At 40.5% G+C, this 26,492-nt stretch carries 29 protein-coding genes; 5 read left to right on the top strand and 24 right to left on the bottom strand.

Annotated elements, in window-relative coordinates:
- From G498_RS0113280 to G498_RS0113270, 3 genes are all read right to left on the bottom strand, one after another.
- On the bottom strand, positions 1-921 hold the full coding sequence (locus G498_RS0113280) for a transglutaminase domain-containing protein (protein ID WP_240470450.1): 921 nt from the start codon (positions 919-921) through the stop codon (positions 1-3).
- 27 nt (positions 922-948) lie between these two features.
- A complete protein-coding gene (locus G498_RS0113275; protein WP_026981600.1) occupies positions 949-1,794 on the bottom strand; it encodes a substrate-binding domain-containing protein in 846 nt (281 codons plus the stop codon).
- Positions 1,795-1,948: 154 nt separating this feature from the next.
- The gene (locus G498_RS0113270; RefSeq protein WP_026981599.1) at positions 1,949-3,463 is read right to left on the bottom strand and encodes a succinate CoA transferase; all 1,515 of its coding nucleotides are present in this window, start codon (positions 3,461-3,463) and stop codon (positions 1,949-1,951) included.
- Between the two features lie 154 nt (positions 3,464-3,617).
- On the opposite strand from G498_RS0113270, the gene G498_RS0113265 reads away from it, so the two are divergent.
- The gene (locus G498_RS0113265) at positions 3,618-4,421 is read left to right on the top strand and encodes an AraC family transcriptional regulator (RefSeq protein WP_026981598.1); all 804 of its coding nucleotides are present in this window, start codon (positions 3,618-3,620) and stop codon (positions 4,419-4,421) included.
- A gap of 6 nt (positions 4,422-4,427) precedes the next feature.
- Here G498_RS0113265 and G498_RS0113260 read toward each other — a convergent pair whose 3' ends face one another.
- The 5 genes from G498_RS0113260 to G498_RS15775 form a co-directional block, all read right to left on the bottom strand.
- Positions 4,428-4,970: a GNAT family N-acetyltransferase gene (locus tag G498_RS0113260; protein ID WP_026981597.1), complete on the bottom strand. Its 543-nt coding sequence runs from the start codon at positions 4,968-4,970 to the stop codon at positions 4,428-4,430.
- 3 nt (positions 4,971-4,973) lie between these two features.
- Positions 4,974-5,846, bottom strand: coding sequence for a nucleoside phosphorylase (locus G498_RS0113255; protein ID WP_035744120.1), 873 nt, complete (start codon positions 5,844-5,846; stop codon positions 4,974-4,976).
- 105 nt (positions 5,847-5,951) lie between these two features.
- Positions 5,952-6,284 carry a translation initiation factor gene (locus tag G498_RS0113250; protein WP_026981595.1) on the bottom strand — a complete coding sequence of 111 codons (333 nt, stop codon included), beginning with the start codon at positions 6,282-6,284 and terminating at the stop codon, positions 5,952-5,954.
- Between the two features lie 75 nt (positions 6,285-6,359).
- Positions 6,360-7,313: an isopenicillin N synthase family dioxygenase gene (locus tag G498_RS0113245; protein ID WP_026981594.1), complete on the bottom strand. Its 954-nt coding sequence runs from the start codon at positions 7,311-7,313 to the stop codon at positions 6,360-6,362.
- Positions 7,314-7,421: 108 nt separating this feature from the next.
- Positions 7,422-7,583 (bottom strand): hypothetical protein, encoded by a 162-nt coding sequence (locus G498_RS15775; RefSeq protein WP_154656458.1) that lies wholly within the window; start codon positions 7,581-7,583, stop codon positions 7,422-7,424.
- Between the two features lie 123 nt (positions 7,584-7,706).
- Here G498_RS15775 and G498_RS0113235 point away from each other — a divergent pair, with 123 nt between their 5' ends.
- Positions 7,707-9,683, top strand: coding sequence for an alpha-ketoacid dehydrogenase subunit alpha/beta (locus G498_RS0113235; protein ID WP_026981593.1), 1,977 nt, complete (start codon positions 7,707-7,709; stop codon positions 9,681-9,683).
- 64 nt (positions 9,684-9,747) lie between these two features.
- Here the strand turns inward: G498_RS0113235 and G498_RS0113230 are convergent, their stop codons facing one another.
- Both G498_RS0113230 and G498_RS0113225 read right to left on the bottom strand, forming a co-directional pair.
- Positions 9,748-10,110: a DUF2200 domain-containing protein gene (locus G498_RS0113230; protein ID WP_035744123.1), complete on the bottom strand. Its 363-nt coding sequence runs from the start codon at positions 10,108-10,110 to the stop codon at positions 9,748-9,750.
- Between the two features lie 21 nt (positions 10,111-10,131).
- Positions 10,132-10,557 (bottom strand): DUF1801 domain-containing protein, encoded by a 426-nt coding sequence (locus G498_RS0113225; RefSeq protein ID WP_026981591.1) that lies wholly within the window; start codon positions 10,555-10,557, stop codon positions 10,132-10,134.
- A 343-nt stretch (positions 10,558-10,900) separates the two neighbouring features.
- Here G498_RS0113225 and G498_RS0113220 point away from each other — a divergent pair, with 343 nt between their 5' ends.
- Positions 10,901-11,563: a hypothetical protein gene (locus G498_RS0113220; RefSeq protein ID WP_026981590.1), complete on the top strand. Its 663-nt coding sequence runs from the start codon at positions 10,901-10,903 to the stop codon at positions 11,561-11,563.
- A 33-nt stretch (positions 11,564-11,596) separates the two neighbouring features.
- Positions 11,597-11,998: a hypothetical protein gene (locus G498_RS0113215; RefSeq protein WP_026981589.1), complete on the top strand. Its 402-nt coding sequence runs from the start codon at positions 11,597-11,599 to the stop codon at positions 11,996-11,998.
- A gap of 38 nt (positions 11,999-12,036) precedes the next feature.
- On the opposite strand, the gene G498_RS0113210 is transcribed toward G498_RS0113215, so the two are convergent.
- Complete coding sequence (locus G498_RS0113210) at positions 12,037-12,831, bottom strand: hypothetical protein (RefSeq protein WP_131387676.1); 795 nt, start codon at positions 12,829-12,831, stop codon at positions 12,037-12,039.
- Between the two features lie 464 nt (positions 12,832-13,295).
- Between G498_RS0113210 and G498_RS0113205 the strand changes: the two genes are divergently transcribed.
- Positions 13,296-13,790, top strand: coding sequence for a hypothetical protein (locus G498_RS0113205; protein ID WP_051269912.1), 495 nt, complete (start codon positions 13,296-13,298; stop codon positions 13,788-13,790).
- Positions 13,791-13,956: 166 nt separating this feature from the next.
- Here G498_RS0113205 and G498_RS0113200 read toward each other — a convergent pair whose 3' ends face one another.
- The 13 genes from G498_RS0113200 to G498_RS0113140 form a co-directional block, all read right to left on the bottom strand.
- Positions 13,957-14,517, bottom strand: a complete 561-nt coding sequence (locus G498_RS0113200) for a DUF4256 domain-containing protein (RefSeq protein WP_026981586.1) — start codon at positions 14,515-14,517, stop codon at positions 13,957-13,959.
- 23 nt (positions 14,518-14,540) lie between these two features.
- The gene (locus G498_RS0113195) at positions 14,541-14,954 is read right to left on the bottom strand and encodes an OsmC family protein (protein WP_026981585.1); all 414 of its coding nucleotides are present in this window, start codon (positions 14,952-14,954) and stop codon (positions 14,541-14,543) included.
- A 96-nt stretch (positions 14,955-15,050) separates the two neighbouring features.
- The gene (locus G498_RS0113190) at positions 15,051-15,416 is read right to left on the bottom strand and encodes a VOC family protein (RefSeq protein ID WP_035744124.1); all 366 of its coding nucleotides are present in this window, start codon (positions 15,414-15,416) and stop codon (positions 15,051-15,053) included.
- Positions 15,417-15,418: 2 nt separating this feature from the next.
- The gene (locus G498_RS0113185) at positions 15,419-16,168 is read right to left on the bottom strand and encodes a maleate cis-trans isomerase family protein (protein WP_026981583.1); all 750 of its coding nucleotides are present in this window, start codon (positions 16,166-16,168) and stop codon (positions 15,419-15,421) included.
- Positions 16,165-16,800 carry a class I SAM-dependent methyltransferase gene (locus G498_RS0113180; protein WP_026981582.1) on the bottom strand — a complete coding sequence of 212 codons (636 nt, stop codon included), beginning with the start codon at positions 16,798-16,800 and terminating at the stop codon, positions 16,165-16,167. The genes G498_RS0113185 and G498_RS0113180 overlap by 4 nt, the downstream gene beginning before the upstream one ends.
- 8 nt (positions 16,801-16,808) lie before the next feature.
- On the bottom strand, positions 16,809-17,720 hold the full coding sequence (locus G498_RS0113175) for a fumarylacetoacetate hydrolase family protein (protein WP_026981581.1): 912 nt from the start codon (positions 17,718-17,720) through the stop codon (positions 16,809-16,811).
- 78 nt (positions 17,721-17,798) lie between these two features.
- Positions 17,799-18,908, bottom strand: a complete 1,110-nt coding sequence (locus tag G498_RS0113170; RefSeq protein ID WP_026981580.1) for a cupin domain-containing protein — start codon at positions 18,906-18,908, stop codon at positions 17,799-17,801.
- A 202-nt stretch (positions 18,909-19,110) separates the two neighbouring features.
- Entirely contained in the window at positions 19,111-20,091 is a 981-nt protein-coding gene (locus tag G498_RS0113165) for a carbon-nitrogen hydrolase family protein (protein ID WP_026981579.1), read from the bottom strand.
- A 10-nt stretch (positions 20,092-20,101) separates the two neighbouring features.
- Positions 20,102-20,524: an acyl-CoA thioesterase gene (locus G498_RS0113160; RefSeq protein WP_026981578.1), complete on the bottom strand. Its 423-nt coding sequence runs from the start codon at positions 20,522-20,524 to the stop codon at positions 20,102-20,104.
- A 12-nt stretch (positions 20,525-20,536) separates the two neighbouring features.
- A complete protein-coding gene (locus G498_RS15185; RefSeq protein WP_035744126.1) occupies positions 20,537-22,117 on the bottom strand; it encodes an FMN-binding glutamate synthase family protein in 1,581 nt (526 codons plus the stop codon).
- A 4-nt stretch (positions 22,118-22,121) separates the two neighbouring features.
- Positions 22,122-23,714 (bottom strand): AMP-binding protein, encoded by a 1,593-nt coding sequence (locus G498_RS0113150; RefSeq protein ID WP_026981577.1) that lies wholly within the window; start codon positions 23,712-23,714, stop codon positions 22,122-22,124.
- 16 nt (positions 23,715-23,730) lie between these two features.
- Entirely contained in the window at positions 23,731-26,034 is a 2,304-nt protein-coding gene (locus G498_RS0113145; RefSeq protein WP_026981576.1) for an oxidoreductase, read from the bottom strand.
- 2 nt (positions 26,035-26,036) lie between these two features.
- Complete coding sequence (locus G498_RS0113140; protein WP_026981575.1) at positions 26,037-26,492, bottom strand: SRPBCC domain-containing protein; 456 nt, start codon at positions 26,490-26,492, stop codon at positions 26,037-26,039.

The following is a 26,492-nucleotide window of genomic DNA, read 5'->3' as shown; positions in this document are numbered from 1 at the left end:
TTAATTAAGTGTAAGTGCTCCCAGAATTTCTTCACTCATAAACGGCCCGCCCGGATATTTGGCTGTATAATCGAGATTCAGCCAGACCTGACCGCGTTCGTCAATATGGTAATGCACTTCTTTCCCTTTGGATTCTTCTTTAAACAACACTTCTTTAATAAGGAAGTTGATGTTTTCAAAATCCGCTCTTGTTCCGATTAACATTTCCGGATACAAATGTCCGCCCGTGTGGATGATTCTCGGAGTTCCGCCAATAGCACGGATTAAGGCAGAAGTGAAAATAGCATGGTCGTCGCAATCACCCGAAAAATGCTCTAACGATTCGCTGGCGTAGGCTATATATTCACGGCCTTTCGGATCATTCACATAATTCCAGCGGTTGCGTATTTCCTTAAAAATGGCAAAACACTGAATGATTTGCCTGTATTCGCGATGCCCTTTAACATCCTGAAAATGCAGCGTAGTTGCTTTTAGGGCAAAATTGCGCACTTTTGGATTGTTGTAATCCACAGCGTCAATAATCTGGGATTTATTCGGAAAAGGCAGGAGTTTTGAAATGATAATGTCTTGTGGGTTAGGATTTTCATTCATCGTATAAATCATCGCCTGATAATCTTCAAAAACGGAACGGAAGCCATAACCGCCAAAAAGTGTCCCCCAGACTAGAGCAATTAAATACAGAAAAATACAGATGATGATAATCGTTTTCAACAGTCTTAAAACCAACTGGATTACCGTTAAAATGAGAATAAAAAGCAGAATTCGGTCGAGATGTCCCGGCCATTCCGGATCGATTAAAACCTGATGCGCAATAATAAAAGTCGGAATAGCAATCAGGATGTTCAGCAAAAAAATGACAACAGTGTCCCAAGGCTTTGGCAAAGAAAACCGTTCTTTAATTACCTGGAGTTTTGTTGGCATTGTCGGGAGCATCCTTTTGAAGCTGTTTTATTGTACCACAGTTTCGTAGCTTCTTTTTTCAGTAATCAAATGTAAATCAAATAATTGATTTTGTATTTTTTCAAAGGTAGCTTTGTCCAGTTTCTTCTGAGACCAACGCGTCAGTTTCAGCCATTCCTGAATGTCTTCCAGTTTTTGATTGTAACGGGTAGCCAGTGTTCGGTCGATACTAGGAATCTCTTTAAACTCAATAGTGGTATTGTTGATGATTTCCAGAATCTGATTAATCACATGCTTGTTGGTTTTCAGGAATTCGTTGCGAACCGCAATCACAAAACACGGCCAGGGAGTAGGACAGTCGGCAATTCTGCGGAAGGTTCCGTTATCCACCAGAGGTTTGGTCATGAAACGTTCCCACATGAAATAATCGGCTTGACCGGAAGACAGCGCCTCCACAGCACCATCAATAGTATTTACAATTTCAAATTGCAGGTTTTGCGTGTTCCAGTTTTGGTTTTTGGCATTCACTACCGCCATCAGATGCGAACCGGAACCCATTCGGCTAATGGCCACTTTTTTGTTTTCCAGGTCGGATAATTGCTGAAAACCGGATTTGGCGTCCACATGAATGCCCCAGATTAAAGGTGATTGCACATAAACCTGAACGATGGAAGAATCGTTTCCGCTCACAATATCCTTTACAATACCTTCCGAAAGAATTACCGCTATATCCGTGTCGCCATCGCGTAACATTTGGCACATTTTTCCGGTGCCTTCCGGTACATCCGTCCATTGCAAATCGATGTCAACTTCGTCAAATTCACCGTTTTCGATGCATAAATGCCAAGGTAAGTTAAAATGTTCGGGAACCCCTGCAATACGTACTGTTTTCATTGTGGAAAAAATTAATTGCTAAGATAGGGATTGCAATTTTATTACAGGAAAAGAAATGGGGTAAAGTTGGTAAAAAAAATAAACTTTCCCCGATAACAATACCGGGGAAAGTCAAAAAAACTAACAAACTAAACCAATTAAACCAAAAAGATGTTTACAACAAGTTCACTAAACAATTTTGCTTCATAGTGCCGGTTTCATTGTAAGACGTGTGAAAAGAAAACGCCTCTTCAAGAATATGCGGGGTATGACCGCCGCGAATACAGGCCCGGTTGAAATAGTCTATTAAAGCCTCTTTGTATTCGGGATGAGCGCATTTTTCAATAATTAATTTGGCCCGTTCTCTTGGAGCTAATCCGCGTAAATCGGCTAAACCTTGCTCGGTTACCAAAATATCGACATCGTGTTCCGTATGGTCTACGTGCGAAACCATCGGTAAAACGTGGGAAATCGCGTTAAATTCTTTTGAGGCTGATTGGGTTACAAAGATGCTCAGGTAAGCATTTCTCGCAAAATCTCCCGAGCCGCCAATGCCGTTCATCATTTTGGTACCGGATATATGCGTGGAATTCACGTTCCCGTAAATATCAAATTCGATAGCAGTGTTAATGGCGATGATGCCCAATCGTCTGATAACTTCCGGCGAATTGCTGATATTTTGCGGCCGCAGGATGATTTTGTCTTTGTATTGCTCAAAATTAGCTAACAGATGCTTGTAATATGCTTCGGAAACCGTAATCGACGAGGCGGATGCAAACGTCATTTTTCCGCTGTCAATCAATTCAAAGGTGCTGTCCTGAAGTACTTCGGAATACATCGTCAGATTTTCAAAATTTCCTTTTGCAAGGCCGGACATTACCGCATTGGCCACTTTTCCGATGCCTACCTGAAGCGGCATGAGCGACGGCGTCATTCTTCCGGCTTCGATTTCACTTTCAAAGAAATCAACGAGATGTTTACCTATTGCGGAAGTTTTTGCGTCCGGAGCGGTTACCATTGCGGCGCTGTCTGACAGGTTGGTGTACACAATTCCGATTACTTTTTCAGGATCAATTGTGATGAAATCCTGTCCGGTTCTGGCGTCCGGTTTGGTAATGTTTACAGGTTGGCGGTTAGGGTAAGATTCGTGTAAAATTATATCATGTATTCCTTTGAAATTTAAGGGTATAGATTCGTTTATTTCAATAATTATTTTAGAAGCTATTTTGGCAAAAGATGCCGAATTTCCAACCGAAGTTGTCGGGATAATGTTACCGTTTTCATCAATATAAGCGGCTTCAATAATGGCCAAATCCAATTGCGGCAGGTGTTTGTTTTCCAGTAATTCGGAAGTTTCACTTAAATGCTGGTCGGTAAAATAAATGTCTCCTTCGTTAATTTTGCCTCGTAAACCGGCATCTGCCTGAAATGGCATTCGTCTGTATAAAGCATTGTTTTTAGCGAGATCGTTGTCCGTAGTAAAACCCAGCGAAGCACCGGTAATTAAAGTAATGCCAATGGATTCGGTTTCAGCTCTTTTGGCAAAGGCAGGTAGCACGGCCTTGCTGTCTCCGGCTTTGGTAAAACCGCTCGAGCCAACGGTCATTTTATCTGTAATCAGATTTGCTGCTTCTTTTGCAGAAATAATTTTCGAATGGTAGCCTTGAAATAAAATTCTGTTTTCTGTCATATTTCTGAATATTGTTTAAAAAAAGTGCCTAATAATTAACGACTATCTATTTTTTTAAGATCCTTTACAATTGCTTTTACAATGTTAGGAATATTAAACAGTTGTAAATTATTTGAAAAAGACATATATTTATCCGTTTCGGACACTCTGACTTATGGATTCAGATAAATACTATATTAAAAACGTTGATACAGAGCAAGATAGCATCTACTGTCATCATGATTTAATGGGTGAATTGCTCATTCCGGCCCATCAGCATAAAAAATCGCAAATGCTTTATACGGAAGGCGGTATCGTTTATGTGGAAACCGAAAACAAAACGTATTTTCTTCCGGCGAGACATTTCATGTGGATTCCGGCAGGCATTTCACACAGCATTCATCCCAGTTCCGAAGATGTAATGATGCGGAATTTATATTTTCCGACCGATAAAAACGAACCTGATTTATTATTAAAAGAAGGTATTTATCCGGTAAACGAAGTGCTGCTGCAAATGCTGCTATTTACCAACCGATGGAACGGAAATTTAGAAAAGGGAAGTCCTAATTATACGATTGCAAGCGCTATAAAAGCGATGTTGCCCGAAATCTGCAAAAACAATCTTTCCCTGGCGTTACCGTTTCCGAAGGATCCCCGTTTGGTGAAACTTGCGGCTTTTCTAGATGCAAATCTGGCTGAAAACATCAAATATTCAGAATTAGCAGACCGATTTGGTTTTAGCGAGCGATCACTGCACCGGTTGTTCCTGAAAGACATGGGCATATCGTTTATTCAGTACTTCACCATCAAAAGAATCCTTAAAGCTTTGGAACTTCTGATAGAAAAAAAAGCGCCGGTCAATGAAGTGGCGCTTGCGGTAGGCTATAACAGTGTGCCTACTTTCAGTAATACGTTTTTTAAATTGCTCGGGCAGCGTCCTTCGGATTATCTTAAAGGACAGGAGATTCTTAAAAAATAGTGTGATTTATTGATTTTGAAGCAGATAATCTTCTTTGCTAAGTTCAAACCAGACGCATTCTTCCTTATCGTGAAAAAACGTTCCGGTATTTTTCATGCCGATTTTCTCCAAGATACGTTTAGAGCCTTCGTTGCCAATCATGGCATGTGCGTAAACATTTTTCAGATGCATTTCGTTGAAAGCGTAATCAAGGCATGCTTTTGCGGCTTCATAACCGTAGCCTTTTTGCCAGAAACTTTTAATAAAACGATAGCCCAAATCATAGAAATTCCGGTGGCCGTTAATTTCTTCTTTCACCAGTTTTAATCCGGCCCAGCCAATGAATTCATGAGTTTCTTTCAGCAAAACCGCCCAGCGCCCGATACCGTTTTCCTGATATTGCAAACGGACAAAATCGATGATGTTCTGTGCTTCTTCAATGGTTTTTATCGGGTTTTTGCCCAAATATTCATGCACATCCATATCCGAATCCAAATGAAAAATTCCTTCTTTATCGGAAGGAAGTAATTCACGGATGAGCAGGCGCTCGGTTTCTATGATGATTTTCATGGATTAGTTCACTAATTTGTTTAAAACGTATACAATCAGTTCATCCACAGCTTTGTACGGATCTTCACTGAACGTACCGTTGGCTCTGTTGGCAATGATCGCGTTCATTGAAAGTGTTTCGTGACCAAGCAGTTTACCTAATCCGTAAATTGCAGCCGTTTCCATTTCAAGATTCGTCATTCGGATACCGTTGTAATTGAAACTGTCCATTTTTTGGTTTAGTTTTTCATCCTGAATGTTCAAACGTAATACACGACCTTGTGGTCCGTAAAAACCTCCGGCTGTTCCTGTAAATCCTTTATGAATGGAATCACTTTCAATCAGTTTGGCCAGTTTTTCACTGCCTTTTATAACGTAAGGGCGTCCTTTTCGTAAATCCCAATTGGTATGATTGATAAAAGCTTCCTCAATGTTTTTATCGGTTACGCTGTCAATTAAATAGGAGCGAAGCATGTTGTCCAGGCCAATTGCGGAATCCGACATAACAATACCATCCACAGGAATATCAGCCTGTAAAGAGCCCGAAGTTCCGATGCGGACGATGTTCAGCGAAGTTAAATTTGCTTTAGGCGTTTTGGTTGCCAAATCAATGTTAACCAACGCGTCCAGTTCGTTCATCACGATGTCGATATTGTCCGGACCAATTCCGGTAGACATTACGGTTATGCGTTTGCCTTTATACGTTCCGGTTTGGGTTTTAAATTCTCGTTTTTGCGTGCTGAATTCCACCGAATCAAAATGTTTGGTGATTTTTTCCACACGGTTCTGGTCGCCTACAAAAATGATATCGTGTGCGATATGTTCCGGTTTCAGGTTTAAGTGATAAACACTGCCGTCCGGATTTAAGATTAATTCTGATGATTTTATTTCTGCCATAATTTTAGTTTTTGAGTTACTTAATTGTTTGGTTGTGTGTTTTTATAGTAGCTCAACTCGGCTGCGACTGCGACTGCGACTGCGACTGCGACTGAAAATGATTAATTAGCCTCCAACGCGTTTTACTTTAAATCCTTTGGCTTTTAGAATTTCCATGATTTTGTCACGGTAATCGCCCTGAATGATTATGGAATCATCTTTAAAACTACCACCAACACTCAGTTTCGTTTTGATTTCTTTGGCTAAAAGTTTAAAATCTTCCGCATCGCCTTCGTAACCTTCTATAACAGTGTTTATTTTTCCCTTACGCTTTTCGAATTTGCAGATTAACGGTTCTTTCTGAATGAAAAGCTCGTGGTTTTCCTGCTGAACTTCTTCCGGTTCATTCGATTCTTTGTGCTCGGGAAACAGGTTTTTTAACTGATCTCTTAAATCCATTGTAAATATTCTTAAAAATTAAAAAGACATCAAGAATAAACTCAATGTCTTTTCATAAGAGTATAAAATTAAAGATTATTTTTTAATTAATCCTAAATCTACTAAACGTTCGTATAAGAATTCACCGGCTGTGATGTCATCGTACAATTTCGGATGATCTGCATCAATACAGTTCTCTAAACAATTCAACGGCATCTCGCTGATTGGGTGCATAAAGAACGGGATAGAGTAACGGGAAGTTCCCCACAATTCTCTAGGCGGATTAACTACCTGGTGAATAGTTGATTTCAATTTATTGTTAGTATGACGCGATAACATATCACCAACATTAATTACTAATTCGTCTGGTTCTGCAATAGCGTCAATCCACTGACCGTCATGGTTTTGTACCTGTAAGCCTTTACCCTGAGCCCCCATTAATAAAGTTATCAGGTTGATGTCTCCGTGAGCGGCCGCACGAACGGCACCGTCTTTTGGTTCATCTGTAATAGGAGGGTAGTGAATTGGGCGTAGGATGCTGTTCCCGTCTTTGATGAATTTATCGAAGTAGAACTCGTCCAAACCGATGTAAATTGCCAAAGCTCTTAATACATAGATACCTGTTTTTTCAAGCATCTGATACGCTTCTTTTCCAACGGTATTGAATTTTGGTAATTCTGTAACAGTTACGTTTTCAGGATATTCCGAAGCGTATTTTGAACCTTCACTTAAATATTGTCCAAAATGCCAGAACTCTTTTAAATCTCCGGCAGAACGTCCTTTGGCATGCTCTTTTCCGAAAGAAACATAACCTCTCTGGCCACCGATTCCGGGAATTTCGTACTTCTCTTTTACTTCTAAAGGAAGGTTGAAGAAATTGCGGACTTCACTATAAAGTTCATCCACTAACCGGTCATCTAAAAAATGACCTTTTAATGCTACGAAGCCAATTTCTTCGTAGGCTTTTCCGATTTCATTTACAAATTTTTGTTTACGTGCCGGATCATCCGACAGGAAATCACGTAAGTCAACACTAGGAATGTTTTGCATTGTACTTAGTTTTTGTTAATAACTTTTTCGGTTTGAAACCATTATAAAAACAAATGTAGAGAATAATTTCCGGAAAAAAATAATTAAGTTATAAACAATGGTAAAAAATCATTTTTCCGGTTTTGGCTCCTTTTTTTTATTTTCCTCACTTTCCGGATTACTGCGATATTCCGGTCGGAGCTCATCGCTTTCCAGATAACACACCGGGGAAGTATTCTCCTGCAGTGATGCTTTGTTTTTTACCGACTTATTTTTATTTAAACGATTCATTTTAAACGTATTATAAAAGGGATGTTACAACCTTTTAAAGTTACTTACTATTTTGTTATAATTTAACGAATTGACGTTGTTTTTATTATTAATTTTGACAGCGTTTTATAAACCACTATAATAATGAACTTCGACAGAAAAAATCTAACCAACGAGCAATTATTAGATTTATATAAAAAGATTTTAAAGCCTCGCTTAATCGAGGAAAAAATGCTGATCCTGATCCGTCAGGGTAAAGTGTCTAAATGGTTCTCCGGAATCGGGCAGGAAGCGATTTCCGTGGGAATTACTTCCGTTTTGGACAAAGACGAATACATCTTACCGATGCACCGAAACTTAGGGGTGTTCACTACAAGAGAAATTCCGTTACACCGTTTATTCTCGCAATGGCAGGGAAAACGAAACGGATTCACCAAAGGCCGCGACCGTTCGTTCCACTTCGGAACCCAGGAATATAACATTATCGGGATGATTTCGCATTTGGGTCCTCAGATGGGAATTGCAGACGGAATTGCCTTAGCCAATAAATTAAAGAAAAACGGAAAAGTAACAGCCGTATTCACCGGAGAAGGCGCTACTTCCGAAGGAGATTTCCACGAAGCCTTAAACGTTGCTTCCGTATGGGATTTACCGGTTTTATTCGTCATTGAAAACAACGGTTACGGATTATCCACACCAACTAACGAGCAATACCGTTGTAAGCAATTAGCAGACAGAGGTGTAGGTTACGGAATGGAAAGCCATGTGGTAGACGGAAACAATATTCTGGAAGTATACCATTTAATTTCAGAGCTGAAAGCCTCCATGATTGAGAATCCGCGTCCGGTGTTATTGGAGTTCATGACGTTCCGCATGCGAGGTCACGAAGAGGCGAGTGGTACCAAATACGTTCCGCAGGAATTGATGGACATGTGGGCGGTTAAAGACCCGGTGGAAAACTACAGAAGTTATTTAAAAGCCACAGCCGTTTTAGACGATGCTGCCGATGAAGCCGTCCGTGCCGAAATCAAGAAAGAAATTGATACCGACTGGGCCAAAGTTCAGGAAGAACCGGCTATTGTAGCCGATTTAGACGAAGAATTAAACGACGTTTACGCTCCGTACACGTTTGAAGATATTGCGCCAAAAGGCGAAACGGAAAACATCCGCGTGATTGACGCTATTTCACAAGGGTTGCGTCAGTCTATGGAACGTCATGAAAATCTGGTAGTGATGGGACAAGACATCGCGGAATACGGCGGTGCGTTCAAAATTACCGATGGTTTTGTAAACCAGTTCGGAAAAGACAGAGTGCGCAACACGCCAATCTGCGAAAGCATCATCGTTTCAGCCGCTAACGGATTGTCCATCAACGGACACAAAGCGGTTGTTGAAATGCAGTTCGCTGATTTCGTATCCACAGGATTCAACCCGATTGTAAACTTATTAGCAAAACAGCACTATCGCTGGCAGGAGAAATCCGATGTGGTTGTGCGTATGCCTTGCGGAGGCGGTACTCAGGCAGGACCTTTCCACTCGCAAACCAACGAGGCCTGGTTTACCAAAACTCCGGGATTAAAAGTAGTTTATCCTGCTTTCCCTTATGATGCAAAAGGATTGTTGGCCACTGCAATTAACGACCCGAACCCGGTGATGTTTTTCGAGCACAAATTGTTGTACCGAAGCATTTATCAGGATGTGCCTAAAGATTACTACACTTTGCCTTTCGGAAAAGCTTCTTTGCTGAAAGAGGGTAAGGATGTAACCATCATCTCTTTCGGTGCCGGGGTACACTGGGCGTTGGAAACTTTAGCCAAACACTCCGATATTTCAGCCGATTTGTTAGACTTAAGAACTTTACAGCCACTGGATTGGGACGCTATTTATGCCTCAGTTAAGAAAACCAGCCGCGTCATCATCCTTCAGGAAGATACGTTGTTCGGTGGTGTGGCCAGTGATATTTCCTCCATGATTATGGAAAACTGTTTCGAATACTTAGACGCTCCGGTTAAACGTGTCGGAAGTTTGGAATCGGCCATTCCGTTCATGAAATCGCTGGAAGACCAATATTTACCAAAACAGCGTTTTGAAACCGAGTTGTTGGAACTTTTGAAATACTAAGACTTTAGTTTGTATAGAAAAAGCCGTAATGTGAGTTACGGCTTTTTTATTTCATAAAAGAGAATTACGATCTTAAAATCTTCTCCATCGCTTTCCCCTTAGCCAATTCATCAATCAGCTTGTCTAAATAGCGGATTTGCTGCATGAGTTTGTCTTCAATGTCTTCCACACGGTAACCACAGATTACACCGGTAATTTTCGAAGCATTCGGGTTGATTTGCGGTGCGTTGGTAAAGAAATCTTCAAAATTGGTTTTGCCCTCAAGGATTTTTTGAAGGCTTTGTTCGTTATAGCCGGTCAGCCAGAAAATAATTTGATGCACTTCTTCTCTGGTTCGGCCTTTTTTCTCTGCTTTTGCAATGTAGTGCGGATAAACGCCGGCGAAGGACATTTTAAAAACTCTGGAGTAGTCGGTTGAATTTCCCATTAATAATATCAATATTTAAATTTAACAGTGGCTGTACTTTTCCTTCAAATAAGCCATAGAAGCCGACATCAGTCTTTTTAAAACATCGATATTAATGTCGGATAATTTGTTAACATAAATACAGGCTTTCCCCATTTTGAATTTGCCCAAGCCTTCCAAAAGATGTTCGTGTTCCGGCAATCCGGTGAAAACGTATAAGGAAATGGATGCTTTTCTTGGTGAAAATCCTAACATTGGCGCATCGCCTTCATGACCGCTTTCGTATTTGTAATGATAACAGCCAAAGCCTATAATAGTTGGACCCCACATTTTAGGTTCGTGACCGGACATTTCCTTCATGAGTTCAATCAAAGCATAACTGTCTTGCTTTTTTTGTTCTGAATTGGCGAAGGCGTGGATGAATTTTAAAACATCTTCATCCGTATAAACTGTTTTTGTTTTAGCCATGATAAAGTAATCTGTTGATACAAATATAGGCGATAGTTCACTTTTCGCTTCATTGGAAGACTAATTTTCTTCTTCATAAAGAGAAACAGCATCCTTCAATATCTTCGTTATTCGGACAAAGTACTTCCAGTTTATTTCCGAATCTGAGCAGAATCCGTTCATATACTAAAGGAAACATGAACGATGGTGTTTTTGCACGCAAAACCTTTAAAAATCACTAAATTTAATGATTGTACAGTTGTTTTTTTATTCATAGGTTTGCTGATAGGCATTGAGAAGTTTTTTATTTGGAATTGCTTTTAAATACTTTTCATATAGTAACAATAAACTTTAAAAAAAACAAATGAAAAAAACTATCTCAATACTGATTTTATTAATTGCTTTTGCAGCGAAATCACAAACCATACAACAAATTGATTCTCTGAATAATCAGATTTGCATATCGCTAAAAAAACTAAATTCTCTTAACGAAGCGGTCTTTGAGGGAATCTTAGTGCAGCATATGCCTGATTTTTACACCAAACATAAAATTGACACCCAGGTAAAATCGGATTCATTATTAGACTTGATTTATTTCCGGCTTCAAAAAAATTGCGACACCTTCGTAACATTGCTGAATCAATTAGAAGAAAATAAAAGTGATTGGGAAATAGCCAATCAAAAGCCAAAGACAAACATAAGTGATCGCGATTTAAAAAAATTCTTTTCCTTAAAAAACCTGCATTACAAAGAATATGACGGAAAAAAAGTACTGGTAACGCATGCTTCCAACCTTTGGACAGAAAAATTTGAAGACGGAACCTTCTCTAAATTAGAATTAAAGCAAACCTCAAAGGCAACGTTTACTTTAAAATTCATAGAGAGTAATAATGAAATGCGGAAAAATTTAAGTGTAAAAGGGGAAGAATACAATTACGGCATCTACGATAAAGGTGAAAACTATTATTCCATTTGGGTTTTATCCAAAGAAGGTACTTATTACACCTCTAGAATTTATATAGATTAACAACTGCAACGGACCACCTAAAAGTAAAGATCTATGCATCCCTTTTTAGAAATAAAAAAAACTGTGCTCAGCCTGCAATTGGAAATCATTGGGTTGGAAGCACAAAAAGAACCTTTGTTAAAAGCACAAAAATTTGATCAAGCGACTCCATTTAACACGGCTATCCGCCAGAAGAAAGCAGCCATTGAAGAAGCTGTCGAACAACTAAAAACAATCCTGAGAAGCGGTGATTTAAACGATTCCGAAGAAAAAAGCCTTTTCATGTTTCTGCTCCAGTTTGAAGAAACGTACTACGACATCTTTCAAAAAATAAAGAAAGAGGAATATGCAAAATTATTAGAAGAATACGCCAAACTAAAAGACACAGCGTTACAGAATTTCGAATTCAGCGAAGCGGAACGGATTAGGGAAATGATGCGGGGAGTAGGGAAGTAGACTCTCTTTTCCCTTCTCCCTTTTCACTTTTCACAATTCTATTCATAAAAATACTGAACCGTTTTAGAATCCACCGAAGACCCTGAATTTTCCGGATAGGTAACCAGTGCATCGGTAGGGAAATTGTTGCCGTCATATTGGAATTCACTCGGAATTTCAACCACCTCATAGTCCCAGTCCCCTAAATCATTTTGATAAGGATTGGATAATTTCGTAAGCACAACATTATTTTTCTTGCCTACATTCAAAAAGAATAGCTTATCATAGCCAGTAACATTTTTATATGGTGAATTCTGTGTGTCATATATATATTCTATTTTAATAGGAGATTCACCTACATATTCCTCAATTTTAGACACCTCATTATTGTTGTTAAAAAAATATTTTCCCGAACGCTCAAAAGTGTCCTGACTGCTAAAATCCCCGGAATAACGGTCAAAAGAAACGGTATTGTCGGCATTGTGAGTAAAGACAAATTTTACCGCGGTAGTATTATAATAATACAACTGCACCGCCTGCGAAAGCCTGTTGCTCCCGTCATAAGTAAACAGTTGCTCATATCTAGGGTTGGGTTCATCCGCTACCTGAAAGGTAATCTTGGTAATTAAATCTCCCGTATATTCGTAGGTAAACGAAGCGGCTTCCCAGGTTTCACTGACAATCTTATTACCATCATAGTCATAAAGTCTTGTCGATACATCATCACCAACAGTTTCAATAGTGCTTTGCAATAAAACACTGTTTTGTGTATTGGCTATATTTTGACTGTCGTTCTCATCTGTACACGACATCAAAAACAAAGTAGTGGTAATCAATAAAAATACTTTTTTCATAATCTGTAATTTAGGGCTTTTTAATTCGTTCAGGCCTAAAGAATTGCATTTTTCAACCTCTTGCAATTTTGTAAAGATATTGTTTTTTTTAAACTAAGCGTTTCTCTTTTACTTTTTTAGGGGAATAGGAGTAATGTGTTTTTATTGATTTTGGATGCTGATGGTTTTTTAGTTTGGTGACTGAGGATCTCTTTTTTCATAGTGGTGGTTTCGATGTTTCTTTTCATAACAATTCATAACAATGCCTGATAGGTTTTTAAAACCCGTCAAAATGCTAACCCAATTAGATGACAAATCCAGCCGCTAACAAGGCATACACACAATTCCTGATTTATTGTTTTTTCAGACGGCATTCAAATAGCTGAAAATTAAAGTTGTTTTAGTAAATTTACAAAGACATACAATACTGATATTCAATTGATTATTTTGATTCAATAACAACTGTGCAACAAAAACAGACAACAATGAAGCAGTTTTTTATCCTCATACTGACCTTTGCACTTTTTGCCTGCAATCGGCAGGCTGACCAAACACAGCAGTTGCAAAACCGGATTGACAGTTTGGAACAAAAACTGGCCAACACCTACAAACCTGGTTTTGGAGCGTTTATGAGTAACATTCAAACGCATCATGCCAAACTTTGGTTCGCAGGTCAAAACGAAAACTGGAAACTTGCAGACTTTGAAGTGCACGAAATAAGAGAAACCATTGAAGCCATTCAGAAATTCCAAACCGAACGGAAGGAAAGCCAAAAGATAGAAATGATATACCCTGCGTTAGACAGCATCGAAAAGACTATAAAATTTCAGAATCTATCCTTATTCAGGCACAGTTATACCGAGCTGACTAATACCTGTAACAGTTGCCATCGTGCCACCGACTTTGAATTCAATGTTGTTAAAATCCCTGACAACCAATCTTTCAGCAACCAAGATTTTAAAGAAAGCAGAACAAAGTGACTTAAAAAATGGTTACGCATGTTAGTTTTCAGAGTGCGGTTTGTGTGATGGATTAATCGCAGTTTTCAGTTTACGGTAGATGTTTTTCAGTCTGGGTAATCCTACAGGGCTTGAGATATGAAAGGCAGGCAAATAACATATTGAATATCAATAAGAAATAAAGGAATTAAACCCGTAACAACCCACGAAACCCTCTCGCCGCATAATACGAATCCGCACCGTTATGGTACACAAAAACGGTATCATACCTGCGGTCACCAAACAAAGCGCCGCCTAATTTTCGGATTTTGGCAGGCGTTTCAATCCAGCTGGAAGTCTTTAAATCGAATGCGCCAAGTTCTTGTAAAGCACGATATTGTTCTTCGTTTAAAATTGTAATCCCCATAGCGGATGCCATATTCAGGGCGCTGTCTGCCGGTTTGTGCTGTTTTCGGGCGGCTAAGGCTTCCGGGTCGTAGCAAATGCTTCTGCGGCCTTTCGGACTTTCGGCAGAACAATCACAGAAGATGTATTCGTCTGTATTTTTATCATAGCCGATGACATCGGGTTCGCCTCCGGTTTCCTCCATAAAGTTCAATGACCAAAGCTTATCGGGATTGGAGAGAAGTTTTTTTTCTGCTTTAGTCCAATCCAAACCTTTATGACGGTCTTTGTTTTTTTCAAAGCGGTCTTTCAGAATCTTTAGAAGTTCTGTCTGATTTTCAACCCTTAATGTTTTGACATTCATTAGCAATAGTTTTTTTGAGGGTATTAAGAATTCAAAGTAAACGATACATTAATCTTGGTATTCAGCAACTTCGAGATAGGGCAGTTGACTTCGGCATCTCTAACCAATTCTTCGAATTTAGCAGCGTCAATACCGGGCACAGAAGCCGTAAGATTCAGGTTAGACGCTACAATACTACCGTCTTCAAACACAATTTCACAATCGGTTTTCAGCTCCTCCGGGGTAAAACCCGCAGCCTGTAAATTGAAAGCCAGTTTCATGGTAAAACAGCCCGAATGCGCCGCTCCAATCAATTCCTCGGGATTCGTTCCGATACCTTCTTCAAAACGGGAAGAAAAAGAATATTGTGTTTTATTCAAAACGGTACTTTGTGTGGTTAAATGCCCTTTACCGTCCTTTCCGGTGCCGTTCCAAACGGCGGTTGCTCTTCTTTTCATGTGTTGTTTTTTTTAGTAATTAAGGACATCTAATTTACGAAAATGTAGCGAACTGGTTATCAATAAAAACAAAAAAGCCCCAAATATGAGGCTTCCTTACACTTTAAAATGCGGATTATAAATCAATCCGATAACATTATTCCACGGGTCTTTTAACGTCGCCACCACAATGCCGCCACCCACTTCCTGAGGGGCTTCGTGCGATACTGCACCAAGTTCCGACATACGGTTAAATTCTGTTTGAACGTCATCCACACCCCAGTAACTTACCACATTATCCGATTTGGAAAGCAGTTGTTCTTCCGGTTGCAGTCCTAATTCATAACCGCCGATATTGAAACCCACATAAAAAGGTTCGTCAAAATAAGGTTCGGTCTGAAAGACTTTTGTATACCATTCTTTCGCTTTTGCAATATCGCTTACTTTGTAAATGGTAGTGCGTAATCCCTGAATCGTTTTCATGATTAATATTTTCCGCTTAATAATTCCCCACCAATCGGAGCTTTTGCTTCGATACCTAATTTCTTCATCATTTCGTATGTCGTACAAACGGCTGCTGAAGTCACCGGAATACCAACTTCCTTCTGAATCAGGTCGATAGCTTCCAGTGAAGGCATTTGTACACATGCTGAAGCCACTAATACATCCACGCCGGTTAAATCCAAACGCTTGTAAATCTCCAATAAATTCATAGGATCCTGAGCCGCAACTTCCAGATTATCAGGAATCTCCAAAGCAATGGAATCTACCACTTCAAACCCTTGGTGTTCAATGTAATCCACCACTAAATCCGTTAACGGACGCATATACGGAGTAATTACAGCTACTTTCTTAGCCCCCAAAACTTTCAATCCGTTAATCAAAGCTCCGGCTGAAGTGACAATAGGAGTAGGGAAGTCGTTTTTTATAGTTTCCTGATGCAGGTTTACCTCCGAAACACAGTGATACCCGCGCCCCATACTCATAATCGCCACCAAACAGGCATAGCCCATAACGTCAACGTGCGCATCGGATAATTCGGTGGCGCATTTTAAACTCATGGCGTCCATGGCTTCCAGTTCTTCTTTGGTTACCTTTTTCATGCGCATACGGCTGGAATGAAAGGTAAAGCGCTCCGGTAAAATCGTCTCACGGGAACGGAAAACTGCCGGAATCTCTGTTTCCATAGTTACGTTTGAGGAAGGTACAATCTGCCCAATTCTGTATTTTTTCATTTTATTTTTTTTGCAATTAGTATTAAATCTGTTGTGTATGATCCGTCTTGTTCCGGAAATTTTTTGCGCTGTAAAGCTATGATTCTGAAACCGTTTTGTTCAAGCGCTTCCGACAAATAATCGGCCTGATGATAATGCATGAATATCTCATCACCGGTGCTTCCTTTTTTAAATCCTGATTTGCCGTAATCGTCTTCCATCGTACTCAAATACAAAACACCTTGCGGATTGAGGCAAGTTGAAGCATCTTTTATCAGTTGAACTGCTTCTTCCTTAGAAAGATAAGGCAATCCGAAACCACACATGATTCCGTCAAAATTCCTTTTTAATTTGAGAAAATCACGACAGTCCAACAATTGGAACTTAGCCATTGGATTGTTCTTTCGAGCCAGTTCAATCATGTTTGGCGCTAAATCGGTTCCTAAAATCTGAAAATCAGGACGTTGCTGTAACAGATATTTCGTGATGTTACCCGGACCACATGCTAATTCTAAAACTTCAGCATTTTTCTTTTCAATGGCTTCGCAAAACAATTCGAAGGTATCGTTGTACAAATCAAAATCCATGAACCGATCCTGGTACAGATTTGCATATTTATTGAATGCTTCGACCGCTTTTTGCGTTTTGTCCACTTTAAAACTTATTTAATTTCCTTTACGGTATTAATGATCGTTCCTATGCCTTCCACAGTAGCTTCCACCACGTCACCGTCCCACATCCATTCCTGAGGATTCCTTCCGGCACCAACTCCTGCAGGTGTTCCCGTAGCAATAATATCGCCCGGTTCCAGCGTGAAAACCGTACTCAAATCTTCAATTAAATCGTTGATGTTGAACAACATGAATTTGGTATTGGAATTCTGTTTTTCTATACCGTTGAGTTTTAAAGACAAATTCAGGTTATGAGGATTCTCAATTTCATCCGCCGTTACCAAAACCGGTCCCATCGGAGCAAACGTATCTTGTCCTTTAGACACAATCCATTGGCCTTCACGACGACAATCTCTCGCAGAAATATCGTTAATCACTGTATAACCGAAAACGTGGTTTAACGCTTCCTCTTTCGGGATGTATTTGCCGCCTTTGCCAATAATAACTGCCAATTCCACTTCCCAATCCAATTGCTGTGTCAATTTAGGGTTCAGTAAAATGTTTGTATTGGTTGCTGTTACCGTTGTTGGCGGTTTCGAGAAAATGATTGGCTTTTGAGGCAGTTTTCCCGTGGTGTCCAGCGTTCTGGCACTTTCAGCCACGTGTTCGGTATAGTTTAACCCAATACCAATAATGTTTTTTCTCGGCTTCGGAATAGGAGCGAGGAAAGTTACATTGGATAACGGATACGAACAATTGCTTAATTGCTCTGAAGTCAGACTGTCAATAATGCCCTGAATCCGTTTTACTTCAAACAATCCCATATCGATTAAATCCAACATGGTTTTCGGTAAATGTTCTTTCGTGATTTGCGCCACATCTTCCAAATCAATCATGTGGTTGTTCTGTACAACCCCTAATCTTGGGGCAGCGTGGTTTATCTGGTACGTTGCTAGTTTCATCTTTATTTTGAGGTGCTAAGGTTCTAAATTGCTAAGGTTCTGAGGTTTTGTGAATCTCAACTCTTAAATTTCAAATTGTTACTCTGTTTTTTGATTTCCATTATTTTCCGAATACACTCTTTCCTGATACAAGCCCAATCCTTCAATCACCGGTAAATCGTTGAAAGAGAACAGACAAGCGTCTTCAGTATCGGAAGCATTGTGATGTTCGTGCCAAGCCCAGGAAGGAACACAGAAAATATCCCGTTCTTTCCAGTCAAATCGTTGGCCGTTGATGATGGAATAGCCGCTTCCTTTGGCACACTGATATACAAACGAACCGGTATGCTTATGCGCTTTTCCTTTGAATCCGGCCGGTAACAACTGCATCGAAGCGCCCATCGTCTGCATCACATGACCGCCTGTTAAAGGATTGGAATACTGCATGATAATCCCGTCAAAAGGTGAGCCTTCGTTTACTTTGGCAGCTTCTAAAAGTGCGGGATAGACTTGCTTCCACGAATATTTGAAAAGTGGTGAATAGGGTTTATCCCAAACTTTATCCGCAGGAATAATTCCGGCGCCGCCATAGGTTAACGGCGAGTAATTCAGTGGAACTTCTAACGGTTGTTTACCGTCAAAAACCGCATAATCGTTGGCTTCCAAAGCATTTACCAACGGAATATCCAAACCGTCCTGCCAAATACAGGTTTTTCCGCCTTCAGCAACACCATGCTCATGCCATGCGGAATTCGGTGTAATTACAAAATCGTTTACTTCAAAAGTTACTTTGTTTCCGTCGACAACGGTATAACCGCCTTCACCTTCCATAATAAAACGCAGGGCAGAAGCCTTATGACGGTGCGCCGAAGTACTTTCACCCGGACGCGTTACCTGAATTCCGGTATACAGCCAGCCCACAGCCGCCGAAACATCTTTACGTTTATCGTTTACCAAATATACCACGCGACGTCCGGCTTGTTCTGGCGTAACCAATTCGGAGGATTTTAAAACCAATTCCCTTAAATCGTCATATTTCCAAAGCATTGGAACAGAAGAAGTTCTCGGTTCCCAAGGCTCAATATCATTAGCTACCGTCCATAAAGCACCGGCGCCTAAACCTTCCAGTTCTTTGTAGTAGGCTTCCAGCTCCGGCGTGTCTTTAACCCGTGCACGACCGATTACGTCGTCTGAAAATTTATCTTCCATTGTTTTATTTTTTGGAGCGAATGGTTCGGGCATTTTTGCCGTCCCTGTTCCTGCTTTCCGCTTTTGCGCGGCAACCGCTGCAATCAGGGCTGGGTGAGGAAACTATCCGCTTGTTTGTTATTGTTTTTTATTAAACCGCAAAGCACACAAAGAAAATCGCAAGGTTCACAAAGTTTAAAATCTGTGTCATCTGTGTCCCTATTTATCGTTTATTGAATTCCTCGTGTGTATCAATAAACGTAATCTTCCGCGTAGGCGCTACATTCACCCGCAAATCGAAAATATCAAAACGGTTGTAATGTCCTAAAATGTCGTGCATTTGTTTCGGTTGAATGCATTTTGCCAAATCAATATCAGCATACACAATTCCCTCGTCATCAATTAAAGGTTCTCCGATTACCGCACCATTCGGTCCGATAAAACCGGAAAACGCCGAATTTTTACGGGTCAGCAATTCTTCAATATTCGGAATATCATCTTTCAAAGCCTCCATAATCTCCTTGGAAATCGTTGAACACGAAACGATTGTAAACAATTTCCCTTCAAACGAATGCGCTGCTGCACGGATTTTAATTGCTTCCGCCATATTGTAATCGGGTGGGGCAACCGGCAGGGAAATGTAATTCGCAATGTGAATCAGTTCGCCTTGAGACAATAACGTAAAACGTGCTAACGTATTCGTGTTTTCACCGCAAGCTAACGTTCCGATGGGACCAACTTCTGTATCATAAACCTTTAAAGACGAACCGTCACCGGAAGTCCAGGTGAGTTTTTCAGCCCAGGTTGGTACTAATTTTCTATGTCTTCCGATTAAGTTTCCTTTATTGTCAATGATTAAATTTGTGTTGTAAATTTCACCGTAGCTGTTACCGCGCTCGTTAATTCCGATGACAATATGGATGTTGTTGTCTTTGGCGGCTTGATACAAACGTAACATATCGGCATCTTCAGTCGTTACGGAACATTTATACAGTTCTTCGTACCATTTGCTGCCCTGAACCGGCGTCATGACCCAGTTCCAGTACGGATAACCGGCTACGAATACTTCCGGGAAAGCAATTAATTTCGCGCCGTTAGACGCAGCTTCCCCAACAAACGAAATGGCCTTATCGATTGTTTTTTCGACATTTAGGAAAACCGGTGCGGTCTGAACGGTTGCGGCTTTAAATCTTTTAAATTCCATTTGTTATTGATTAGGATTGTAAATAAAAAGCAATTTTGCTTCGGATTTCCTCGTTAAAAGGTTCCGATTTAATGGCTTTTCTGTCGGCTTCAATGGTTACGTTTACTAAAGTGACTTCGCCTTCCAGAATGGTTTCATTGTCCTGATTTTTAAACAGAAAGCCACAAAGCAGGGAAGAGGAACGCAACTCTTTAACCCACAATTCTTTAGTTAATGTTTCTCCCAAACGGGCAGCCTTTTTAAACTGGACTTTTAAATCGACAGTCGGTATTCCGTTGGATTCATGCATTTTATGGAAAGGGCGGTGTAAAGCTTCTTCAAACCAGTCTTCTACCAAAGCGTTGAGCATTTCTAAATACCGCGGATAAAAAACAATGCCTGCAAAATCTATATGGTGAAAACGGATTTTTTCTTGTTTGATAAAATAGTTCATAGGTTTTAATCTTTAAAATTGTTCGGCAGTTGCCTTTTTCCAAAAATACGAATATTCTTTGGGAACTGAGCTTTCGTTTAGCAAACAACCCGGTTCTAGTTCCGGAAACATTTCGTAATAGGTTTCGATTTTCGTGCTTCCGGTTCGGGCACTGATAACGGTTCGGTCTACTTCATCCGGATGACGTAATCCTGCAGAAGCCATAAGTTCCATTGCACTTTTAACGGTTTCGTGCTGAAAACGCGCCACGCGAATGCTTTTTTCTTCCGGAACCAAGCCTTTGGTAAGTTTCGGATCTTGTGTGGCAACCCCGGTAGGACAGGTGTTTTTATGACATTCCAAAGCCTGAATACAGCCCAAAGCAAACATCATCCCACGTGCCGAATTACACACATCCGCACCAATGGAAAGGCATTTGATGATATCGAAACCGGTAACGACTTTTCCGCTGGCTATGATTTTGATTTCGTCTTTAATGCCGAAACCGTTTAAACTGTCGTACACAAAAGCCAAAGCTTCGCGTAAAGGCATCCCGACATGATCGGAATATTCCTGTGGTGCTGCTCCGGTTCCGCCTTCACCACCGTCAACCGTGATGAAATCGAAATAAGTTTGGGTTTGCACCATCGCTTTACAAATGGCTAAAAACTCCGATTTGTTTCCGATACAGATTTTCATACCGATTGGCTTTCCGCCGGAACCTTTGCGTAGCAATTTGATGAAATCCATCAGTTCCAAAGGTGTTGAAAACGCGGAATGTCTTGGCGGCGAAATGATGTCGTTGCCTTTTTCCACCAATCGGATGGCAGCAATTTCATCGGTTACTTTTTGTTTGGGAAGGATTCCGCCGTGACCGGGTTTGGCACCTTGCGAGAACTTAATTTCAATCATTTTAACGTTGTCGAGCGTCGCACGCTTAACATATTCCTCGTAAGAGAAATTGCCGTCTTTATCACGACAGCTGAAATAACCTGTTCCGATATTCCAAACTACATCGCCACCCTGCAGGTGATAAGGAGACAGACCGCCTTCGCCTGTATTATGGTAAAATCCGCCTTGTTTGGCTCCGTTATTTAACGCAATTATGGCGTTTTTACTAAGCGAACCGTAACTCATCGCGCTGATGTTGAACAAGCTCGCCATATAAGGTTTTTCACATTGCGAAGAACCGATTTTAATTTTAGGATTGGCATCCACTTCCGCAAACGGGATGGCTTTAACACTGTGGTTAATCCATTTGTAGCCCGTTTCGTAAACGTTAAGTTGTGTTCCGAAAGGCATGGTGTCAATTTCTTTTTTACTGCGCTGGTACACCAAACTGCGCTGCAAACGGTTGAAAGGTTTTCCTTCGGTATCAGTTTCGATAAAGTACTGGCGCATTTCCGGTCCGATAGATTCCAGCAAATAACGCATTCTCCCTAAAAGCGGGAAATTGCGTTTAATAGTTTGTTTGGACTGATACATGTCGTAAAATCCCATCAGTATCAGCGGAATAAAAATCAGTAAGAGCAAACTGAACTTCCAATTTACATAAATCAGCATTGCAGTGACTGAAAGTACTGTGATACTGAAAACGATAAAAGCCTTTCTCATAGTTTTACTGTTTTAGTTTGAATCGTTGAATTTTTCCGGTTTCCGTTTTCGGTAAAACATCAATAAAATTAATGATTCTCGGATATTTATATGGTGCAGCTACTTCCTTGAACCACTGTTGGATAGCCTTTGCAAACTCATCTGTTGCTTTATGTTTTTCTTTTAAAACGATGTGGGCACAAACCAACATGCCTCGTTCCTCATCCGGTAACCCCACAACGGCGCATTCCAGAATTTCTTCGTGAGTTAAAAGTACGCTTTCCACTTCAATGGCTGCAATATTATAACCGGAAGAAATAATCATGTCGTCGCCACGCGCCACAAACCAGAAATAACCTTCCTCGTCCTGACGAAAAATATCGCCGGTCAGATTCCAGCCGTTTTCCATATATTCACGCTGTTTGTCTTCGCGGTTTAAATATTTACAGCCTGTAATCCCGCGAACAGCCAATCTTCCGGGCTCATTTCTTGGGACTTCATTTCCCTGATTGTCAATGATTTTTGCTTCGTAACCGGTGATTGCAACACCCGTGGCTCCGGGTTTCATGTTTGCTTCATGGGACGAAATGAAAATATGCAGCATTTCTGTAGCGCCAATTCCGTCGATGATTTTCAATCCTGTGGTGTTGTACCAGTCTTCCCAAACTTTTAACGGCAACGTTTCTCCGGCAGACACACATTTGCGTAAACTCGAAATGTCAAATTCATTAACTTTTGCAGTCAATACGCGCCAGGCAGTCGGAGCCGTGAAACAAACAGATATTTTATAATCCTGAATGGCCTGTAGCAGTAAATCCGGCGTTGGTTTTTCAATCAGAAAAGTCGAGGCTCCAAAATACATCGGAAATAACACCAAACCTCCCAAACCGAAAGTAAATCCAATTGGCGGACTTCCCGTAAATACATCATTTGGAGTAGGTTGCAAAGAATAATTCGGGAAAGCTTCACAGATGTTCAGTACGTCTTTATGATAATGCGCAGTCATTTTCGGTAATCCCGTTGTTCCGGAAGTAAATCCGATTAAAGCCACACTGTCTGATTTTGTGTGGTAATTGGAGAATGTTTTTTGTTTGTGCTGCATCAAATCTTCCAATTCAGAAGCTCTGTAATAGCAGGTTCTTTTCAAAAATGGCGATTGTACCAATTCCATCTCTTCCGCTAAGGAACTGTCGCAAAGCACATGTGAAATTTCCGCACAATCAATAATAGTCGTTAATTCTTTGGATCGGAGCAGCGGCATGGTTGCCACCACAATTCCGCCGGCTTTTAAAATCGCATACCAGCAAGCGACCATCATCGGGTTGTTAGCCGAACGGATCAAAACGCGATTACCCGATTTTAAACCCAAATCTTCCACTAAAACGTAAGCAATCTGATTTGCTTTTTCGTATAAATCATTGTAAGTCCAGCGTTCTTCAAATGTCTGGATACAAACTGCATTGCCGTGACCGTTATGAATGTGATAATCCAACAAACGCTCGACACAGTTTAGTATATCCGGACGATTGAACTGTGGTAAATCCAGGAATGTATAATCCGGTTGCAATTCCAATGCCGGTAAACTATTGTGAGCGAAATTATCTTCGTAATGTTTCATTCGTAATTCGCAATTTCTAATTCGTAATTATTTTATGACTTTCCGGTTTTAACGCTTTTTTCATGCCTTCGACCATTTTTCGTTCCGAGGCTTTCAGCGGATATAAATGTGTGGTTCCGGCCATGTATTGCTGCGGAATATCCATCGGTCTGAAATTCTCGTAAGCCTGTGCATTTCTCACAAAATACGGATCTAAAAGCAATGGTCTTCCCAATGAAACCAAATCCGCCCGACCGTTTAATAAAATCGTATTGATCTGATCGATATCCTGAATATAACCGGCTGTAATCGTCGGAATATGAACGGTGTTGCGAACCATGTCCGAAAAAGGCGTTTGCCACATTCTTCCTATTTGTGGTTTCTGATGTGCTACCGTATTTCCGGTTGAAACACTGATAATATCGGCTCCGGAATTTTTAAAAGCTTCGGAAATTGTAATCACATCATCTTCCGAAATTCCGTTTTCTGCCCAGTCACAAGCCGAGATTCTTACGGACATCGGTTTGTTTTGCGGAAACACTTTACGCATTTCGGTAAAAACACGAAGCGGGAATTTTAAACGGTTTTCGATGCTTCCACCAAATTCATCGGTTCGGATGTTGGTTAAAGGCGACAGAAAAGAAGCCAGCAAAAAACCGTGATGTGCCTGTAACTCAATCATATCGAAACCGGATGCGTCGGCATTTTTGGTTGCCTGAACGAATTCCGAAATTACCTGATTCATATCGGCCAAAGTCATTTCTTTTGGAATTGTAAGTTTTTCGTTAAACGGAATAGGAGAGGCCGAAAGTAATTCCCAGGCATTGCTAATTGGTTCCGAAGCACCTTCCCAAGGTTTTTTAATCGCTCCTTTTCGTCCGGAATGACCTAACTGGATTCCTATTTTTGTTTGTGTGTTTTGGTGGATAAAATCTGTGATTCGTTTCCAGTTAACTATTTGTTCTTGTGAATATAAGCCTGTACAACCTGGAGTGATTCTTCCGGTTTTTGAAACAGCGGTCATTTCGGCGATAATCAATCCGACACCGCCAATTGCACGACTGGTATAATGTTGGAAATGCCAATCATTTGGTACACCATTTTCTGCTGAATATTGCCCCATCGGTGACATTACGATGCGGTTTTGTAATGTCATTTCCCTTAATTTAAAAGGTGTGAAAGCTGCAGGAGTATTGGTTTCTGTACCGATTTTAGCATTGAATTCTGACAGTACTTTTTCAGGATAAGAAGCATCGCGAATGGCTAAGTTTTCAAAGGTAACTTTTTTGGAACGTGTCATTACCCCAAAGGCAAACTGCTGAAAATCATGCTGTATATGACGATCCATGTGTTCAAACCAATCCAAAGAAACGTTTGCGGCGTGTTGTATCATTTCCACGCGGTTTTTTCGGGCTTTTTCGTAGTGTTCAAAAGCGGCTGAAACATTGTTTTGATTGGCAACCACAGCATCAGACAAAGCAATCGCACATTCCATTGCTAATTTGGTTCCCGAACCAATGGAAAAATGTGCTGTGGCTTTTGCGTCACCCAGCAAAACAATATTGTCTTTGTGCCATTTTTCATTGGCAACATGTGGAAACTGACGCCAATGCGATTTGTTGGTAATCAACGGATGACCGTCTAATTCTTCTTTGAAGATATTTGCGATTTTATCGATGGTGTCTTGCTCGTTGGTTACTTCAAATCCGGCTTTTTCCCAGGTTTCGTTGGAACATTCGAAAATCCAGGTACTCATGCCGGCTTCATATTGATAAGTGTGTGCCACGAAAGTTCCGAATTCCGTAGTCCTGAAGAAATAAGTAAAAGCGTCTAAAGGTTTTGTGGAACCTAACCAAACGAATCGGTTTTTCTGAAGTTTGACTGATGTACCAAAATCTTCTGCGAATTGAGTTCGAATCGCGCTTCCGATGCCGTCTGCTGCTACAATAATGTCGCTGTCTTTGAATTGAGACAAATCCGTAACATCGGTTTCAAAATGAAGATTTACACCTTCTTCAGTACATCGTTGTTGCAAAAGCTGTAATAACGTTTTTCTGGAACAGCCGCAGAATCCGTTTCCGGAAATGCTTACTTTTTCTCCGTTACGCGCTACTACGATGTCGTCCCAATAGGCAAATTTACTTCGGATTAATTCATACGATTTTGTGTCGCGTGTAAGGAATTCGCCCAAGGTTTCATCGGAAAACACAACACCGAAACCGAAACTGTCGTCGGCTTTGTTGCGTTCGTAAACATCAATCTGACAATCGGGAAGGGCTTTTTTGGTTAATATGGAAAAGTAGAGACCACCCGGGCCGCCACCAATTACGGTTATTTTCATAATTATTTGTTCATAAAATCAAAGGAACCTTTTCTGAGATTGATTCCGTATTCTAAATAGGCTTTTAAGCAAGCTAAGAAATTGGACCAGCCGAAGGAATTGCCGGACAGCCATTTTAAACCGGCTTCGTTGTTTTCCATTTCTTTTTCGGAAATCGATACCAATGTGGAGCCATTAAGACTTTCGGATAACGTAATTTCCACCAACAATTCATTACCGGAGTTTTCCCAATAGTAGGAGATGTAGTTGTTTTGTTCTATCTTACCTACACGAACCGGGCATTCGAAATCGAATTCGGGGAATTTCCAGATCAGGTTTTTGCCTTCTTCCATTCTTCCGGTGCTTTCGGAAATGAAATAATTAGTCATTTTTTCAGGGTTGACAATTGCTTCAAATACCTCGTTCACAGGTTTTTGAATTTGCATAGCGACGTTTATTGCTAATTTTTTCGGTGTCAT

It is taken from the genome of Flavobacterium suncheonense GH29-5 = DSM 17707, from assembly GCF_000430025.1.
Taxonomy (GTDB): domain Bacteria; phylum Bacteroidota; class Bacteroidia; order Flavobacteriales; family Flavobacteriaceae; genus Flavobacterium; species Flavobacterium suncheonense.
This window is presented reverse-complemented; position numbering and strand designations above follow the sequence as displayed.

Excerpts from the sequence above, each read along its gene's own strand:
- G498_RS0113225 (WP_026981591.1), bottom strand. The coding sequence starts at position 10,557 with ATGGCTAAAACAAAAACAGTTTATACGGATGAAGATGTTTTAAAATTC.
- G498_RS0113215 (WP_026981589.1), top strand. The coding sequence starts at position 11,597 with ATGCATCCCTTTTTAGAAATAAAAAAAACTGTGCTCAGCCTGCAATTG.
- G498_RS0113175 (WP_026981581.1), bottom strand. The coding sequence starts at position 17,720 with ATGAAACTAGCAACGTACCAGATAAACCACGCTGCCCCAAGATTAGGG.
- G498_RS0113205 (WP_051269912.1), top strand. The coding sequence starts at position 13,296 with ATGAAGCAGTTTTTTATCCTCATACTGACCTTTGCACTTTTTGCCTGC.
- G498_RS0113280 (WP_240470450.1), bottom strand. The coding sequence starts at position 921 with ATGCCAACAAAACTCCAGGTAATTAAAGAACGGTTTTCTTTGCCAAAG.
- G498_RS0113270 (WP_026981599.1), bottom strand. The coding sequence starts at position 3,463 with ATGACAGAAAACAGAATTTTATTTCAAGGCTACCATTCGAAAATTATT.
- G498_RS0113235 (WP_026981593.1), top strand. The coding sequence starts at position 7,707 with ATGAACTTCGACAGAAAAAATCTAACCAACGAGCAATTATTAGATTTA.
- G498_RS0113185 (WP_026981583.1), bottom strand. The coding sequence starts at position 16,168 with ATGAAAAAATACAGAATTGGGCAGATTGTACCTTCCTCAAACGTAACT.
- G498_RS15775 (WP_154656458.1), bottom strand. The coding sequence starts at position 7,583 with ATGAATCGTTTAAATAAAAATAAGTCGGTAAAAAACAAAGCATCACTG.
- G498_RS0113255 (WP_035744120.1), bottom strand. The coding sequence starts at position 5,846 with ATGGCAGAAATAAAATCATCAGAATTAATCTTAAATCCGGACGGCAGT.
- G498_RS0113220 (WP_026981590.1), top strand. The coding sequence starts at position 10,901 with ATGAAAAAAACTATCTCAATACTGATTTTATTAATTGCTTTTGCAGCG.
- G498_RS0113245 (WP_026981594.1), bottom strand. The coding sequence starts at position 7,313 with ATGCAAAACATTCCTAGTGTTGACTTACGTGATTTCCTGTCGGATGAT.
- G498_RS0113265 (WP_026981598.1), top strand. The coding sequence starts at position 3,618 with ATGGATTCAGATAAATACTATATTAAAAACGTTGATACAGAGCAAGAT.
- G498_RS0113210 (WP_131387676.1), bottom strand. The coding sequence starts at position 12,831 with ATGAAAAAAGTATTTTTATTGATTACCACTACTTTGTTTTTGATGTCG.
- G498_RS0113230 (WP_035744123.1), bottom strand. The coding sequence starts at position 10,110 with ATGGGAAATTCAACCGACTACTCCAGAGTTTTTAAAATGTCCTTCGCC.
- G498_RS0113165 (WP_026981579.1), bottom strand. The coding sequence starts at position 20,091 with ATGGAATTTAAAAGATTTAAAGCCGCAACCGTTCAGACCGCACCGGTT.
- G498_RS0113195 (WP_026981585.1), bottom strand. The coding sequence starts at position 14,954 with ATGAAAAGAAGAGCAACCGCCGTTTGGAACGGCACCGGAAAGGACGGT.
- G498_RS0113190 (WP_035744124.1), bottom strand. The coding sequence starts at position 15,416 with ATGAAAACGATTCAGGGATTACGCACTACCATTTACAAAGTAAGCGAT.
- G498_RS0113170 (WP_026981580.1), bottom strand. The coding sequence starts at position 18,908 with ATGGAAGATAAATTTTCAGACGACGTAATCGGTCGTGCACGGGTTAAA.
- G498_RS0113150 (WP_026981577.1), bottom strand. The coding sequence starts at position 23,714 with ATGAAACATTACGAAGATAATTTCGCTCACAATAGTTTACCGGCATTG.
- G498_RS0113200 (WP_026981586.1), bottom strand. The coding sequence starts at position 14,517 with ATGAATGTCAAAACATTAAGGGTTGAAAATCAGACAGAACTTCTAAAG.
- G498_RS0113160 (WP_026981578.1), bottom strand. The coding sequence starts at position 20,524 with ATGAACTATTTTATCAAACAAGAAAAAATCCGTTTTCACCATATAGAT.
- G498_RS0113260 (WP_026981597.1), bottom strand. The coding sequence starts at position 4,970 with ATGAAAATCATCATAGAAACCGAGCGCCTGCTCATCCGTGAATTACTT.
- G498_RS0113145 (WP_026981576.1), bottom strand. The coding sequence starts at position 26,034 with ATGAAAATAACCGTAATTGGTGGCGGCCCGGGTGGTCTCTACTTTTCC.
- G498_RS0113275 (WP_026981600.1), bottom strand. The coding sequence starts at position 1,794 with ATGAAAACAGTACGTATTGCAGGGGTTCCCGAACATTTTAACTTACCT.
- G498_RS15185 (WP_035744126.1), bottom strand. The coding sequence starts at position 22,117 with ATGAGAAAGGCTTTTATCGTTTTCAGTATCACAGTACTTTCAGTCACT.
- G498_RS0113140 (WP_026981575.1), bottom strand. The coding sequence starts at position 26,492 with ATGACACCGAAAAAATTAGCAATAAACGTCGCTATGCAAATTCAAAAA.
- G498_RS0113250 (WP_026981595.1), bottom strand. The coding sequence starts at position 6,284 with ATGGATTTAAGAGATCAGTTAAAAAACCTGTTTCCCGAGCACAAAGAA.